Source organism: Veillonella sp. 27098_8_77, assembly GCF_041431535.1.
In the GTDB taxonomy this organism is placed as follows: domain Bacteria; phylum Bacillota; class Negativicutes; order Veillonellales; family Veillonellaceae; genus Veillonella.
The window spans coordinates 84,502-101,619 of sequence record NZ_JAPVXW010000002.1 but is presented as its reverse complement, the minus strand read 5'-3'; the positions used below and the strand labels follow the sequence as shown (position 1 = coordinate 101,619).

At 40.7% G+C, this 17,118-nt stretch carries 11 protein-coding genes; 1 reads left to right on the top strand and 10 read right to left on the bottom strand.

What is annotated here, in order from left to right; translation table 11 throughout:
• Positions 1-38: 38 nt before the first annotated feature.
• The 4 genes from O3617_RS02045 to O3617_RS02030 form a co-directional block, all read right to left on the bottom strand.
• Positions 39-686 carry a DUF4304 domain-containing protein gene (locus O3617_RS02045; protein WP_371448409.1) on the bottom strand — a complete coding sequence of 216 codons (648 nt, stop codon included), beginning with the start codon at positions 684-686 and terminating at the stop codon, positions 39-41.
• A 25-nt stretch (positions 687-711) separates the two neighbouring features.
• Positions 712-2,178 (bottom strand): 23S rRNA (uracil(1939)-C(5))-methyltransferase RlmD, encoded by a 1,467-nt coding sequence (gene rlmD / locus O3617_RS02040; RefSeq protein ID WP_371448407.1) that lies wholly within the window; start codon positions 2,176-2,178, stop codon positions 712-714.
• Positions 2,178-2,846, bottom strand: coding sequence for a TerC family protein (locus tag O3617_RS02035; protein WP_371448405.1), 669 nt, complete (start codon positions 2,844-2,846; stop codon positions 2,178-2,180). Before O3617_RS02035 ends, rlmD begins: the two co-directional genes overlap by 1 nt.
• Positions 2,847-3,006: 160 nt before the next feature.
• A complete protein-coding gene (locus O3617_RS02030; protein WP_371448404.1) occupies positions 3,007-3,666 on the bottom strand; it encodes a TerC family protein in 660 nt (219 codons plus the stop codon).
• A 193-nt stretch (positions 3,667-3,859) separates the two neighbouring features.
• On the opposite strand from O3617_RS02030, the gene O3617_RS02025 reads away from it, so the two are divergent.
• On the top strand, positions 3,860-5,215 hold the full coding sequence (locus O3617_RS02025) for an MATE family efflux transporter (protein ID WP_371448403.1): 1,356 nt from the start codon (positions 3,860-3,862) through the stop codon (positions 5,213-5,215).
• A gap of 73 nt (positions 5,216-5,288) precedes the next feature.
• Here the strand turns inward: O3617_RS02025 and uvrC are convergent, their stop codons facing one another.
• The 6 genes from uvrC to smc form a co-directional block, all read right to left on the bottom strand.
• The gene (uvrC, locus tag O3617_RS02020; RefSeq protein WP_371448402.1) at positions 5,289-7,127 is read right to left on the bottom strand and encodes an excinuclease ABC subunit UvrC; all 1,839 of its coding nucleotides are present in this window, start codon (positions 7,125-7,127) and stop codon (positions 5,289-5,291) included.
• Positions 7,128-7,201: 74 nt separating this feature from the next.
• Positions 7,202-10,054 (bottom strand): excinuclease ABC subunit UvrA, encoded by a 2,853-nt coding sequence (gene uvrA / locus O3617_RS02015; RefSeq protein ID WP_371448401.1) that lies wholly within the window; start codon positions 10,052-10,054, stop codon positions 7,202-7,204.
• Complete coding sequence (uvrB, locus tag O3617_RS02010) at positions 10,051-12,231, bottom strand: excinuclease ABC subunit UvrB (protein WP_371448399.1); 2,181 nt, start codon at positions 12,229-12,231, stop codon at positions 10,051-10,053. Before uvrB ends, uvrA begins: the two co-directional genes overlap by 4 nt.
• Positions 12,231-12,614, bottom strand: coding sequence for a hypothetical protein (locus O3617_RS02005; RefSeq protein WP_371448398.1), 384 nt, complete (start codon positions 12,612-12,614; stop codon positions 12,231-12,233). Before O3617_RS02005 ends, uvrB begins: the two co-directional genes overlap by 1 nt.
• On the bottom strand, positions 12,604-13,539 hold the full coding sequence (gene ftsY / locus O3617_RS02000; protein WP_295229801.1) for a signal recognition particle-docking protein FtsY: 936 nt from the start codon (positions 13,537-13,539) through the stop codon (positions 12,604-12,606). The genes O3617_RS02005 and ftsY overlap by 11 nt, the downstream gene beginning before the upstream one ends.
• The gene (gene smc / locus O3617_RS01995; protein ID WP_371448396.1) at positions 13,539-17,093 is read right to left on the bottom strand and encodes a chromosome segregation protein SMC; all 3,555 of its coding nucleotides are present in this window, start codon (positions 17,091-17,093) and stop codon (positions 13,539-13,541) included. The genes ftsY and smc overlap by 1 nt, the downstream gene beginning before the upstream one ends.
• Positions 17,094-17,118: the final 25 nt, after the last annotated feature.

Genomic DNA, 17,118 nt, shown 5'->3' with positions numbered 1-17,118 from the left:
AAAGCCCATCGCATATTACAATACGATGGGCTAATTTGTTATTCTTCTATTAGTATTCCATTTATATATGCAAATTTTATCATAGTGGATCCATAAAATTCACTTGTATCTACTGAAATATTTTCTTTAGACATTTCTTTCAACTTATTATAAAAGTCAATATACATACTTTTTAACTCAGAATTTTTAATTATTTTATTAAAATATTGTTGAGCTTTATCTTTTCCACCAAAATGATAAATATAATATAGTAGATTATGATCGTTTATATCTCCCTCTATAAGTTTTTCAATATTACGTTCTGTATCTTCAAAATCTTCAAATAGCGGTATTATATATTCCTCACATAACTTGCTAACTTCATCTACAGTATATTGATAGCTAGCACCTGCTAATTGATACCAATGCCATTCCGTTCTATTTAACAAACGACCTAATTCTCCGCCATATACAAACCCGTTATGAATATTAGCTTTTTTCATAGATTTAGAATAAATGGCAATATGTGGAACAAACTCTACGCTATCTGCATAGTTATTTCTATTAGCTTGAAAGTAGATTTCAAAGATAAGGTCTTTATTCTTAGAGGTTTTCTTTAACTTCTGACCTTTACTAACTACCTTAAAATCAGGAAATTTACTTGCTATCTCCTGCCAAGCTTTTTCACATAACTCTCTAGGTTTCAAGATTGTAAAAGCACCCCTCTAATAATTACTTATGTATCTCTTCGTTTCTAGTAAGCAAGGCTACGGCTTCGACATGCGCAGTCATTGGGAACATATCTACTGGTTGTACTTCTTTGAGTCCATAGCCATAATGTGTCAATATTTCAATGTCTCTCGCCATGGTTGCAGGATTGCAGGACACATAGACAATGCGTTTAGGTTCCATTCCTGCTGCAGAGGTCAACACATCTTCTTTACAGCCTGCGCGGATTGGATCGAATACAACTACATCTGGTCGTACGCCGGCTCTGTAGAGTTTTGGCATTTCTACCGCCGCATCAGCAACGATGAATTCCGTATTATCATAGCCATTATTTTTTGCATTTTCACGGGCATTGATAATAGCTGGCTCTACGATTTCAATGCCGATAACATGTTTCGCTTTATGTGCTAAAAACAATGAAATGGTTCCTGTACCACAGTACGCATCGATAACAGTTTCATTACCTTTAAGATCCGCATAGGCTAATGCTTGATCGTAAAGTACCGTAGTTTGTTCTGGGTTCACTTGGAAGAATGAATGTGGAGATAAGGTGAAACGTAGGTCTTTAATATGGTCTGTAATCATACCATCTCCGTAAAGAACATGATTAGTAGGACCTAGAATAACATTAGTACGCTTACCATTCACATTATGGACTATGGTCTCTACTTGTGGTATACAATTGCTTATGTTTTTAACCCATTCTTCTTGATGCGGTAAATATTCAGTAGCAGTTACGAGAATGACCATCCATCCAGATTGACCGATACGTCCGATAACATGACGCAATACGCCCTTTCCTGTGTGTTCATCATAGGGCTCAACATCAAGCTCTTTTGCAATATCATAACAAACTTGAGCAATACGATTATTTCCTTCATCTTGAATAGGACAATTCGTCCCCTGCACAATATTGTGAGATCCCATTGCATAAAATCCCATTTGAATGTCGCCTCTAGTTCCCCCTACAGGCATTTGCATTTTGTTTCGATACGCCCAAGGTTCTTTTGGCCCTAGTGCAGGTTTTACAAGGTTGGGATTTTGGTGACCGATGCGTTCAATAACATCCCTCACCTTTTGTGTTTTGAGTGAAAGCTGCCCCTCGTAGGTAATATGTTGTAATTGGCAACCACCGCATACACCATATAGATCACATGTTGGTTCGATACGGTTATCAGCAGATGTAATAATATCAATCATTTTGCTAGTTGCATACGTCTTTTTTACCATATTGATGGCTACTTTCACAGTTTCCCCAGGCAATGCAAAGGGAACAAAGACGGTAAAATCGTCTACACGACCTACACCTTCCCCACTACTGCCGATGCCGTGAATGGTTACCAGCACCTCATCACCAAGCTTAACAGGTGCATTAAGAATGGCATGTTGTTTTTTTGAAAGTTTACTACCTGTATGTTGTTGTCTACCTTTAGATTTTTTGTTACGAGATGTACGACCTGTACCGTTCATTACGCGTCTCTTTTCTTCCAAATTTTAATGATACCAGTCACAATAAGAACAAAGAATAGGGCACCAAATTTTACGAGTAATTCTTCACCTTGAATGTATGGCAAAAGAAGTGGATCTTCTACAATCATTTCGCCGGCAACCCATCCAAGAAGTGCACCGCCAGCCCAAAGAATGGCTGGGAATTTATTAATAATGCGAGCGAATAGTGTAGAACAGAACACGATGATAGGTACCGTAATTAGCATACCAACGATAACCAGTTCTAAATGACCTTTAGCTGCACCTACAACACCGATAACATTGTCGATACTCATCATGGCATCAGCCACAATAATCGTCCAGATAGCGCCCATTAAAGAATTTTTAGCCTCAATGTGTGCCTCTTCGTCATCGCTCTTTAAAAGCTGAATGGCAATCCATATGAGAACAAGTCCACCGCCTAAATGAACGAGAGGAATCAAGGTTAACGCTTCTACCAAGACTGTAGCAAAGAGTAGACGCATTAAAATAGCGCCTACCGTCCCCCATATAACGGCTTTCTTTTGAAGTTCTGGTGCTAGTTTACCAGCAGCCATACCGATGACTACAGCGTTATCACCAGCTAATAAGATATCTATCAATATAATTTTGCCAATCGTAACCCATGTGGCCACTTCTAAAAATTCCATGATTCGTACCTCAATTACAATTAATTCTATAACTATCCCTTAACTATACCATATTTCATGTATTTTCTCATCTAAAGGCATAGTATTGATCAACATAAATATCATTCAAAAACATATCCCTTCTCCTATTGCTAAGAGAAGGGATATGTTAATATACATTCTATTTTTTTAATTGCTTTACTACTAAAGATGCACCTATTACGAGGATAACTGCAGCTATTTTTATGTACAACGCATATGGTTCAACTGTATGAGCAATTAATGTGTCTTCCACACTCATGCCAGCGCCGACCCATCCTAGGATACCACCGCCAACGTAGAGAATAATTGGAAAGCGCTCAATGACTTTCACAAATAACGTACTGCCATATACGATGATAGGTACAGTAATAAGCATACCAATGGCTACCATTGTCATGTGTCCACCTGCGGCGCCTACTACGCCGATTACATTATCGATGCCCATGATGCCATCAGCAATGACTATCGTCATGATGGCAGCTCGCAAACTATCCTTGGCCTCGATGTTATGCTCACTGTCATCATCAGCAACGAGCTTGTACCCAATCCATAACAAAAGAATACCCCCTACTAAACGAAGTGCTGGAATTGTATTTAAAGCCTCAACAAAAAGGAATGCCATAACAAGACGTAAAATGATGGCACCTGCAGTGCCCCAGAAAATGGCTTTCTTTTGTAAATTAGCTGGCAAATTTCGTGCAGCCATGCCAATGACGATGGCATTATCACCAGCTAACAGAATATCGATGACAATGATTTGTAACATTGCCAATAAACCTTGAACAGATAAAATGTCCAATTCGTACCTCCTATAACGAAAATATTTAATATACTTATTATACTAAAGAGAATCTACCTTGTACAATACTGTAATGGGTACCTCTATTCCTAATACGAATACCCATATATACAACTATATTCTATAGTTTTCTATACACCTAGCCATAATAGATAGACTATGTTAAAATATATCATCAATTTAGGAGGTCATTATGTATCAAACATATTCTATACTACAAAAATTATGGTTGTTCATTAAACTATTTACTCCTATGTGCATCACCCAATTTTCTCTTGTAGGGGGCACATTTATCGCCATCTTCTTAACGGGACAATATAGTACAATTGATTTAGCTGGGGTTGCGACAGGGTACAATCTATGGTTATTATTCTATATCTTTGCACAAGGGACCCTAATGGGCATCACCCCGATTATTGCACAGCTATTGGGAGCCAAGAAAACAGATAGCATCCCTACCATCGTCTACCAAGGGTTTTATATTGCAACAACCCTAGCACTAATCATATTATTACTTGGTGTTTTCGGATTAGTATCATTACTAAATTTCCTTAACTTAGAACCCGCTGCTACAGCAGTTTGTATCAATTATTTGAAAGCTTTCGCACTTGGCCTATTCCCTCTGTTATGGGTTAATACATTGCGTAACACCGTTGATTCCCACGGGTTAACTCATTATTCTATGGCTATTGTAGTAACTAGCTTTATAGTGAATGTATTCTTAAACTACTCACTGATATTTGGGCACTTCGGATTGCCTGAAATTGGCGGTGTCGGTGCTGGTTATGGTATTGCCGGAGCATGTTGGACAAACTTTATTCTATTTAGTGCGATGGTACTCTTCCATCCTAAATTAAAGGGATATCGCATCTATAAAGATTGGGTAAGCCCCAAATGGCAATACATACGTGAACAATTGCAAATTGGTTTACCAATCGGTTCTTCCATCTTCTTCGAAGCCAGCATTTTCAGTATTGCCGGCCTATTGATGGTGCACTTTGGATCTGCTGTCGTGGCGGCTCACCAATCGGTCATTTCCTTTACCAACGTGTTCTATTGTTTGCCACTTAGCATTGCCATGGCTTCCACCATTGCCGTAGGCTATGAAGTTGGTGCCGAGCGACATAAAGAAGCTATTCAATACTCTTACATTTCTCGCGTGTTAGCCATTGTCATTGCGATTTTGATTTGTGCTTTCACATTCACTCATATGGAAAGCATATCTGCATTATTTACGAATGATGAAGAGGTATACAATCTCATTTATGGATTCCTCGGGTATGGCGTTTTCTTCTCCGCCTTCGATGCCATCGGTACACCGTTACAAGGTATTCTACGGGGCTACAAAGATGTAAAGATTGTATTCTATATTTCTCTCATTTCCTATTGGGGCGTTTGCTTCCCTATCGCGTACATTCTTGCCAATAACCCTAACTACGGCCCATTCGGTGTATGGATAGGCCTATTAGCTAGCGTAATTGTAGCAGGCATACTATTCACCATTCGAACATGGTATATTCAACACAAACAAGTACATATAAAAGCATAACGCACAAAAGCAGCACTGCGAGTCATACTCAGCAGTGCTGCTTTTCTAGTATAAGGTATTAACTATTTTTGTATTACATTTTGTTACCTTGTAATACATCTTGTTTTTCTACCTTCGACATGCGGAAAAAATTGTATAACGTTTCCGCCGTCTTATAGTTCATAGAATCGACCTTAGCTAATTCATCTATACTGGCTTTTTTCATAGCTTCTAAACTATTGAAATGAGCCCATAAAGCCTTACGTCGTTTAGGGCCAATGCCATCAATGTGATCGAGTACGGATTCTAAGTTACGTTTGCCCCGCAATTTACGATGATAGGTAATAGCAAATCGATGGGCTTCATCACGAATTTGTTGCAATAATTGCAACTCTGGTGAATGATGACTCAAAATGATGCTATCCGTTTGCCCCTCTACAAAGACCTCTTCTATCCGTTTTGCCAAGGATATGACTGGCACATCTGTAACACCTACAGCACGTATGAGCGGTATAGATGCATTGAGCTGCCCCTTACCACCATCGATGATAATGAGATCTGGCATAGGCCAATCCGTTTCATTACCATAGCGGCGTTCCATGATTTCTGCCATTGATTTAAAATCGTCTGGCTTGCCCTGTGTAGTCTTTAATTTAAAGCGCCTATATTCCTTCTTAGCCGGCTTGCCACCTTCAAAGACAACCATGGAGGCGACAGTTTCAGAGCCTTGTGTATGAGAAATATCAAAGCATTCCATACGTTCCGGCAATCTAGGCAAATCGAGGACCTCCGCCAATTTCTTAACGGCACCACCACTCTTATCGATTTGGTATTGCCATTGGCGGCGGCGTTCTTCAAGGAATGTTTCTGCATTTTCATGAGCCATTTTTATCATGTCCATCTTGTAGCCTCGCTGAGGCACGAGAACATCAACCTGTTGGCCCTTCATTTCACTAAACCAATCCTTAAATAGATGTTGCTCAGAACTTTCCATAGGCAATAATAATTCTTTAGGAATAAAGGTGGTATCTCCATAGTACTGCTTAATAAAATCGGTCATAATTGTCTCTTCCGAGTCGCCTTCATTTTGAACGAAGTAATTTTCACGGCCTAATAATCGTCCACCTCGAATAAAGAGTAGTTGTACACATGCCAATTGACCATCCACAGCAATACCAAGTACATCGAGGTCACCACGTTGCGTTACCATCCGTTGTTTTTCTTGAATTTTTTCAATGCTCGTCAATTGATCTCGATAGCGTGCTGCATCTTCAAATCGGAGCTCTTCAGCAGCTGTCTCCATCTTCTCTTTGATTTGCTTTAATAATGGAATTGGTTTCCCCTCAAAGAGTGCTATAATTTCATCAATATATTTTCGGTAATCGGGTACGGATATTTTATGAAAGCATGGCGCCTCACAATAATGCATATGATATTGCAAACAAGGACGTTCTACCTTCATTGATTTACAGGTACGCAATGGAAAATACTGTCGAATCAACTTGAGGACTACATGAACAGCTGTTACATCAGTAAAAGGCCCAAAATATTTAGCCCCATCCCGCTCAAGACGACGTGTCATATATACGCGAGGATAGTCTTCTTGAACAGAGATTTTAACATACGGGTATGTCTTGTCATCCTTAAGAGAAATATTGTATTTCGGCTTATGTTCTTTGATAAGCGTATTTTCCAATATAAGGGCTTCCATTTCCGTCTTTGTTTGGATAATCTCTACATCAAGGGCACGCTTCATCATCGCCGTCACCTTAGGCGCTCGATTCGCATCATTACGAACATAGGAACGCACGCGATTACGCAAATTAATCGCTTTACCAACATAGATGATGCGGTTATATTGATCACGCCATAAATACACGCCTGGTGTTGTTGGCAAGTGACTAACCTTTTCTAATAACTCTTCAGATGCCATATATCCTCCTTTCTTTATTGATTCTCCATTAATACTTAATCGCGTGTATACTGTTTAATACAGTATGTTGTACATTATTTATGCTTCTTTGATGCGTTCATAAATTTTTTAGTTTGTTCCAATACAGGACCTAAGAATTTTCCAGTATAGCTTTCTTTCACCTTTGCAATTTGTTCCGGTGTACCGGTAGCCACGATAGTGCCACCTCGATTACCACCTTCAGGACCAAGGTCGATAATATAATCTGCCGTCTTAATAACATCGAGATTATGTTCAATAACGATAACCGTGTCGCCACCATCTACCAATTTTTGTAATACATCTAACAGCTTTCTAATATCTTCCGCATGAAGGCCTGTAGTAGGTTCATCAAGGATATATAGGGTTTTACCTGTACTACGACGTGCTAATTCTGTAGCTAATTTAACACGTTGCGCTTCACCACCAGATAATGTAGTAGCCGCTTGGCCTAAACGAATATACCCAAGACCTACCTCTTGTAATGTTACCATTTTTTTGTAAATTTTAGGGATAGCACTAAAGAATTCTACCGCATCATCTACCGTCATATCTAATACATCGGCAATAGATTTGCCCTTGTATTTAACCTCTAGTGTTTCGCGATTATAGCGTGCCCCTTTACAGACCTCACAAGGCACGTACACATCTGGTAAGAAATGCATTTCAATTTTGATGATACCATCACCACGACAAGCTTCGCAGCGTCCACCTTTCACATTAAAGCTAAAGCGGCCTTGTTTATAGCCACGCATTTTAGCTTCTGGCGTTTGGCTATATAATTCACGAATGGCGTCGAACACGCCCGTATACGTAGCGGGGTTAGAGCGAGGTGTCCGGCCTATAGGGCTTTGGTCAATGTTGATGATTTTATCGATATGTTCAAGGCCACGAATCTCTTTATGAGCGCCTACCTTGTGATACGAACGATACAATTGATTAGCTAATCCTTTGTAAAGAATTTCATTAATCAAGGTGGACTTGCCTGAACCACTGACACCAGTAACAACGGTAAATAGTCCAATTGGGAATTTTACATTGATGTTCTGTAAATTGTTTTCCTTAGCACCGCGTATTTCGATGCAGTTTTTACCTGGCTTACGACGTTCTTTAGGGAGAGCTATAAACTTGCAGCCGCTCAAATATTGACCGGTAATGGAGTCTTTCACCTGCATAACCTCATCTACAGTCCCTGCTGCAACGACTTGACCACCATGCTCACCCGCACCTGGTCCAATATCTACAAGGTAATCTGCGGCACGCATCGTATCCTCATCATGCTCTACAACGAGCAATGTATTACCAAGGTCACGCAAACCTTTTAAGGTATCAATAAGTCGATCATTATCTCGTTGATGTAGGCCAATGGACGGTTCATCAAGAATGTATAATACACCCACAAGGCCAGAGCCTATTTGTGTAGCTAAACGTATACGCTGTGCTTCGCCGCCAGATAGCGTGCCTGCACTTCGGTTCATCGTTAGATAGTCTAAACCTACATTGTTAAGGAACCCTAGACGGGCATTGATTTCTTTTAAAACTTGAGCACCAATCACTTGTTCTCGATCAGTTAACTGCAAGTGAATAAAAAAATCCAACGCTTCTTTAATCGTCAATTGGGTTACTTCATTGATATTTTTGCCCCCTACGGTGATAGCTAATACCTCAGGTTTTAAACGAGCCCCATGACAAGTTGTACACGGTTTGATGGACATAAATTTTTCAAACTCTTCGCGCATGGAATCGGTGGATGCCTCACTATGACGGCGTTTCACCATCGGCAGAATACCTTCGTATTCAGTGAAAAATTCCTTTTCTTCGCCACGCATATTTTCATAAGTGAAAGCTACCTTATCTGTCGTACCGTACATGACCTTCTTCTGTAATGCTTTAGGCAATTCATCATAGGTAGAATTCAAAGAGTATCCATTAGCTTTCAATAAACCTTCTAACTGGCGCATAAACCATGCATTAGGATTTGAACTCAACGCCTGTACACAACCATCGGCAAAACTAATAGAGCCATTGGGAATTACACGATCTTCATCAACCTCCATAGTAGAGCCAATACCCAAACAAGCAGGGCATGCCCCAAAAGGACTATTAAAGGAGAACATGCGTGGCTCAATTTTCGGCAATGAAATATGGCAATCTGGGCATGCAAAGTTCTGACTATACATGTGCTCAGGGCCATCTACCTCTTGAACGATAACGATGCCTTCCGCCCATTTTGATGCAGTCTCCATAGAGTCTGCCAAACGGGATTCAATACCTTCTTTTACAACGAGACGGTCTACTACGATATCAATGGAATGCTTTTTATTTTTCTCTAATACGATATCCTCATCCATCGTACGTACCACACCATCAACGCGCGCACGGACAAAACCCTCTTTTCGAAGTTGTTCAAAAACGGATTTATGTTCCCCTTTTTTCCCTTGAATCATAGGGGCTAAGATTAAAATCTTAGTGCCTTCAGGAAAGCTCATTACATCATCCGTCATTTGTTGAATGGTTTGTTGCGTAATGGGTTTACCACACTTTGGGCAATGAGCATGTCCAACACGGGCAAATAATAGACGTAAATAGTCGTAAATCTCCGTCACCGTACCTACTGTAGAACGAGGGTTACGGCTTGTGGTTTTTTGGTCGATAGAAATGGCCGGAGATAAACCTTCAATATAATCTACATCAGGCTTATCCATTTGTCCCAAAAATTGACGCGCATAGGCCGACAGTGATTCTACATAACGCCGTTGGCCCTCTGCGTAAATCGTATCGAATGCAAGAGACGATTTACCGGATCCACTTAAACCAGTTAAGACAATAAATTTGTCCCTTGGTAGTGAAATATCTATATTTTTAAGGTTATGCTGACGCGCACCCTTTACAATTAATTGGTCTTTCATATATGTACCTTTTTACTTTTTGGTGATTGTTTTTTAGAATTTTTTCGTGATTTCTTTAACTTGCTTTCACCAGCACTATGCATATCAGACCATTGTTGACGAAGTTCGCCCAATTGGTCGCGTAATTTGGCAGCCTTTTCAAATTCCAACTGTTTAGCAGCTGCCTTCATTTGACGGTCAAGCTCTTCAATCTTGTTATATAGTTCTTCCGCCGTAATCTCTGCTACCTTAGTAGCAGCTGCCTCTTGAGCATATGGTTCGTGGCCATGGTCCATACCAGCTGCAGAGGATTTCTTTTTCCCCTTCTTTGGTGAAAGCCCCTTGCCATCGGTCACCATATCTTCTTCGATTTTAGTGAGCTCAATAAGCTCTTTCACATCTTTAGATACAGATTTTGGCGTAATATGATGTTCAATATTATATGCCTCTTGTACCGCACGACGGCGATCCGTTTCATCTATGGCTCGTTGCATAGAACCGGTTACACGGTCCGCGTACATGATAACATGACCATTTACGTTACGTGCAGCACGACCGATAGTTTGAATCATAGCTGTATCAGAGCGTAAGAAGCCTTCCTTATCGGCATCTAAAATAGCTACCAAGGATACCTCTGGCATATCGAGGCCTTCCCGGAGCAAGTTGATACCGACCAATACATCAAATACACCGGCCCGCAAATCGCGAATGATTTCAGCCCGCTCGATGGTAACAATATCGGAATGAAGGTATCGAACGCGGACACCCATTTCTTTCAAGAACTCTGTTAAATCCTCCGCCATCTTCTTCGTCAATGTCGTAACGAGAACCCGTTCATTCTTGGCAGCCCGTTTGTGGATTTCACCAAGCAAATCATCCATTTGGCCCTTAATAGGGCGAATTTCAATGGATGGATCGAGTAGGCCTGTAGGACGAATGATTTGCTCTGCCACATTCGTTTCTACTTCCATTTCATATGGTCCTGGCGTTGCCGATACATACACGATTTGATTGATTCGTTCTACAAACTCATCGAATTTCAATGGTCGATTATCAAGTGCCGATGGCAAACGGAACCCGTATTCGATAAGAGATTCTTTACGCGCTCTATCCCCATTGTACATAGCGCGAATCTGAGGGATTGTTACATGCGATTCATCTACCATGATAAGGAAATCATCAGGGAAATAGTCTATCAACGTATATGGTGCTTCCCCTGCTTTACGTTCCGACATATGACGGGAATAGTTTTCGATGCCTGAGCAGTAGCCCATTTCTTGCATCATTTCAATATCATAACGGGTGCGCTGTTCAAGACGTTGCGCCTCAAGCAGACGATCTTCTGCTTTCAGTTTTGCCAACTGCTCATCAAGTTCTGCCTCGATGCGCTCTACCGCAATTTTCATTTTTTCTTTTGTTGTAACATAGTGAGATGCAGGATAGACCGCAACATGTTTGCGCTCTGCAATGACTTCTCCCGTTAATGCATCTACTTCAACAAGACGGTCGATTTCATCGCCGAATAGTTCCACACGAATGGCTCTTTCACTATAGGCAGCAGGGAAAATTTCTATGGTATCCCCTTGTACACGGAATGTACCGCGAATAAAATTCATATCATTACGCGTGTATTGAATATCTACGAGTTTAGACAGAATTTCATCGCGAGATTTCGTCTGACCTAACCGCAAGGATAATACGAGATCAGAATAGTCCTCCGGGTCCCCTAAGCCATAAATACAGCTAACAGAAGCAACGATGATAACGTCTCGGCGCTCAAACAAACTCATAGTGGCACTATGGCGCAACTTATCGATTTCATCATTGATGGACGCATCCTTCTCGATGTACGTATCGCTAGAAGGGATATACGCTTCTGGTTGATAGAAATCGTAGTAAGACACAAAGTATTCTACCGCATTATTAGGGAAGAAACTTTTAAACTCGCTGCAAAGTTGAGCAGCCAATGTTTTATTATGGGCGATAATCAAGGTCGGTTTTTGAACCGCTTCAATGACCTTTGCCATGGTAAAGGTTTTGCCTGTACCAGTTGCACCGAGTAGGACCTGAGCCCACTCACCGCGCTCAATCCCGTCCGTAAGAGATTGAATGGCAGCAGGTTGGTCCCCAGTAGGCACAAAGGGCGCCTCAACCTTAAATGGTTGGCCCCCTTCATAGTTATAGCTATTATGTTTCATTACTGTTCATCCTGATGTTTACGGATAGCTTTGAGCTCTTCCTCTGACAAACGATGACCTGCATTTTCCGCTTGGTTCAATGTATCCTCACCTTCTAACACTTCGATGAGCATAGCAATAGAGAAGCGATCTAATGTAGGCGTAGTCTTTTGAATTTCATCGGCCATCATCCAATCTGATTCAGTATAGTTATTAATACGATCTGTAATTTCTTCCCAGTTTGAAAGTAGTAATCTCGTAATAGGACGGTATAATTCAATACCGAAATACTCGATTAAACTAACGATTTTTTCCATATTTTCTAGGCTTACATTACATTCATTTTTTTTATTTTCAGATTCTACATATTCAAGTAAGAATTCCCGGTTATATTTATTTGTCACCTTGAATCATTCCTTTATTAAATAGTGCATTGGCAAATTCTTTTGCATTAAATGGACGTAAATCGTCCATGCCTTCACCAACGCCAATCCAACGTACTGGTACGCCTAGTTCTTCTTTAATAGAAATAACTACGCCACCCTTTGCAGTACCATCTAGTTTAGTAACTACAATACCATTAACAGGTACGGCTTGACCAAATAATTTAGCTTGGCTTACCGCATTTTGACCTGTTGTGCCATCTAAAACGAGCAACGTTTGATGCGGAGCACCCTCTACATGGTTATTCGCTACGCGGCCCATCTTTTTAAGTTCTTCCATAAGATTTACTTTTGTATGAAGACGACCAGCCGTATCGACAATTACCATGTCTGCATTACGAGCCTTTGCGGCTTCCATCGCGTCATATACAACAGCAGCAGGGTCCGCACCTTCCTTATGTTTTACGATAGGTACACCTACGCGGTCAGCCCAGATAGATAATTGGTCCGCCGCCGCTGCACGGAATGTATCACCAGCAGCGATGATAACCTTTTTACCTTCTTTAGTATAGTAGTTTGCCAATTTAGCAATAGTTGTAGTCTTACCCACACCATTAACACCAACAACGAGAATAACTTCTGGATGGTGTAGGGTAATTTCATCCTCTTGGTCAACAAGCATTTCTGTAATGCGGTCTTCCATAAATGGCATAACATCACCAGTATTATTGATAATACCTTCTGTAACACCGCGGCGGATTTCCTTCATCAAATACTCTGTAGTCTTAGGACCAAGATCGCTAGTGAGCATGACCGCTTCTAAATCATCAAGAAAATCATCATCGATTTCTGCATAACCAATGATTACTGTTTCTACATTTTTTACAAAGGACTTACGAGTTTTTTCTAAGCCCTCTTTAATTTTATTAAAGAATCCAAATGCCATTATGCTAGATCCTCCTTCACATCTTCAAATGAAACCGTTAATAATCGAGATACACCGCGCTCCACCATGGTCACCCCTTGTAATACTTCGGCAGCTTCCATCGTTTTCTTACGATGTGATACGACGATAAACTGAGTTTCCTTATTTACGCGATTCAAATAAGAACTAAATCGCTCTACATTTGCTTCGTCCAAAGCAGCATCAACTTCGTCAAGCACACAGAATGGAGCCGGACGATAGTCTAGGAATGAGAACAATAAAGCAATAACTGTGAGTGCTCGTTCTCCACCAGATAGTAACGTCAATTGCTGACGCTTTTTTCCTGGTGGTTGAATGTAGAAATCAATACCACCAGTCAAGATATTTTCTGGGTCGGTAAGTACGATTTGAGCCGTACCACCACCAAATAATTGACTGAATACATGTTGGAACTGCTTACCTACCACATCTAATACATCGTAAAGTTGTGTGCTCATGGCCTTATCCATTTCAGCGATAACCGCCTGTAATTGTTCTTTTGCCGTATCGAGATCTGTTAATTGATTCGATAAGAAATCATACCGAGTTTTCGTCTCTTCGTACTCTTCTACAGCATTAGGATTTACAGATCCAAGTTCTGCAATTTCCGCCATTAAACGAGCTTGTTCCATTTTCCAATCATTTACAGAACCGGCAATATTTATATGCTGTGCATCTTCCAATGAATAGCCTAATTCATTCAAATCCTCTACCGCACGATCACAATCCATACGATAACGCGTCAATTTACCTTCTGCTTCAACTAGACGATTTTGAACCACCTTATACCGTTGATTGAGTCTATCTTGTTCAGCTAAAATTGATTCAATCTCTTCCCGTGCGCCAGCAGTTGATTGATACGCTTCATCGCGTAAAGCGCGAAGTTTTTCAACCTCTCCACGAATCGCTTCAAGAGACTCATTAGCAACTCGAATTTGTTCAGGAATCACAACATGCAAACGCTCTTCACTAGAATGTAATAACTCCATGAGAGGTTCTAAGCGAGATGCTATGGTTTCCAAGTTTTGCTTTCGTTGCTCTTGTTGTACCTTACGTTCTTCTATGGTGCTTTCTAAACGTTCACAAAGCAATCTTGAAGCTGTAAAAGCTTCATATGCCTCTTGCTGTGCCTTTTGCAGCGTACTTAATCGTTCCATAATCGCCGATTGATCACCTTGTTGTTCAGGTGAATTATGTAACGCTGACAATTCCGATTCAGACTGTGAAAGCACATGTTTCGTTTGTCCCATATCCACACCAATTTGAACGATACGTTCCTGCTCATCATGAAGCACACGCTTTTTACGTTCTAATTGGTTTTCAATATTCTGAATCTTCGTTTGACTGGCCGAGAACAAAAGATTCGTATGTTGATACTGTTCATCCAACACAGTTCGCTCTTGTTGCGCCCGTTCAATACGATTTTCTTCATCCTTAATTTGTTGTTCAAGCTTGGCTGTACGCTCTTCCACGGAGGCTAATTCAGCCTCTAAACGAGCCGCCTCTTCACGACGACTTAACAAGGTACTGCGTTTTTTCTTCGTTGCACCACCAGTTAAGGAACCACCTGGTTGGAATTGTTCCCCCGTCAATGTAACGATGCGTAACTGCTGATTATATTTCTTTTGTAACGCAATAGCTCGTTCCATTGTTTCTACAACTAATGTACGGCCCAACAAGTATTGAAATATATGATTATAGGCAGCATCGAATTCAATACAGTCAACAGCGGTCCCAATGACACCATCTTCCGACAATGCAGACGTATCATAAGGACGGCCTTTCACAGAATCCATCGGTAAGAAGGTAACACGTCCACCTTGTATTGATTTAAGGAATTGAACGCCTTCTGATGCGGCTTTAGCTGTCGTTGTAACAACATGATTAACACTACCACCTAATGCGATTTCGATAGCAACAGTAAACCGATTATCTACGGTAAATAAATCACCTACCGCACCTTTAATCGCTTCACGCCAAGGGCCCTTACCGTTAAGGATGTTTTTAGTTCCTTCTAAGTAGCCTTCATGTTGTTCTGCCCATTGTGCTAATAATTCTAAGCGCCCCTGTGCTTTTTGCACATCGCTACTCATGCGATTTAATGTCCTTCGAGCTTCTCGCAATCGTTCTGATGCAGACCGTTCTTCATCAACTAAGGACTTCCGTTTATTAGATAACTCATTAAATTGAGTTTCTAATGATTCATGTTCAGATTTCGCTGCTGATAAATTGGATTGAACTTCTTTAATTTCCGTTTCTAATGTTTCTACTTGAACAGCGGACTCAGATTTACGAGATTCTAAATTTCGCAATGTAGCCTTCGCCGTTTCAATGCTAGTAACCAAATCTAATTGGCGCTGTTGATAGGCTTGTCTGACGTTTTCTACCGACTTCCATGATGATTGTTCCGCATCTAATTGGGCAATGGCCTTATTATAATTTTCCTCTAAAACTACGAATTGAGTGCGTTCAGATTCTAATTGAGCCGTTTCATCCTCAATAAGACGATCTAAAATGAGCAATTGCTGCTCTTCACCCTTTTTAGATGCTTCTGCTTCGCTAATACGCAGCGAAGTATCTTCTACTTCACGCTTAGTTGTACGCAACTGTTCTTCTAGTAGTGTTACAGTACCATTGATGCGTTCTTCTTCCCGTTGTTTTTCACTAAACTGCGATTCCCAAGACTTTAATTGTTCTTGATCCTTTGCATTTTCTGCCTGTAATGTATGACGTCGTGCATCCAATGTAGCTAATTGAGTTTGTAATTCAATTTCCTCATCTTTCAACGCAATGTTGTCATTTTCTGCACGGGTTAATAATCTATCAGCGGTCTTATAATTGTGAAAGCCGATAACACCATCATATTCGCGTTTACTCCGGCTCAATGCCATATATTTTTTCGTCGTTTCCGCTTTTTCTGCCAGAGGTTCTAATTGTTCCTCAATGGTCGCCATAATATCTCGAACCCGTTCCATATTCCGGTCTGTGCTCGCAATACGACGCAATGCGTCCTCTTTATTAATTTTAAAACGAGAAATGCCTGCAACGTCTTCAAAAATGAGGCGACGTTCTTCTGGTTTACTATTAAGAATAGCATCGATACGATTTTGCCCAATGATAGCCATCGAATCTTTACCAAGACCCGTATCAGCTAATAATAAGTGAATATCCTTAAGACGGCATGTACGTTTATTGATGAGGAACTCGCTTTCACCAGTCCGATAGATACGACGTGTAATGGCCACCTCTTGCATGTCCACATCGAGTTGACCATCTGCATTATCAAATACAAGGGTAACCTCGGCGGCACTCATCGGTTTTCGTTTTTCTGTGCCAGAGAAAATAATATCCTCTGCACGTTGGCCCCGTAAATTACGCACATTGGATTCCCCTAGAACCCATTTCATAGCATCCGTAATATTACTTTTACCACTCCCGTTAGGACCAATAACGGCAGTCATCCCTGGGGAGAATTTTACAACTGTTTTATCAGCAAAGGATTTAAATCCTTTTAATTCTAGCCGCAGTAATTGCATGACTGCCTCCTTTCTTAGTACAAAC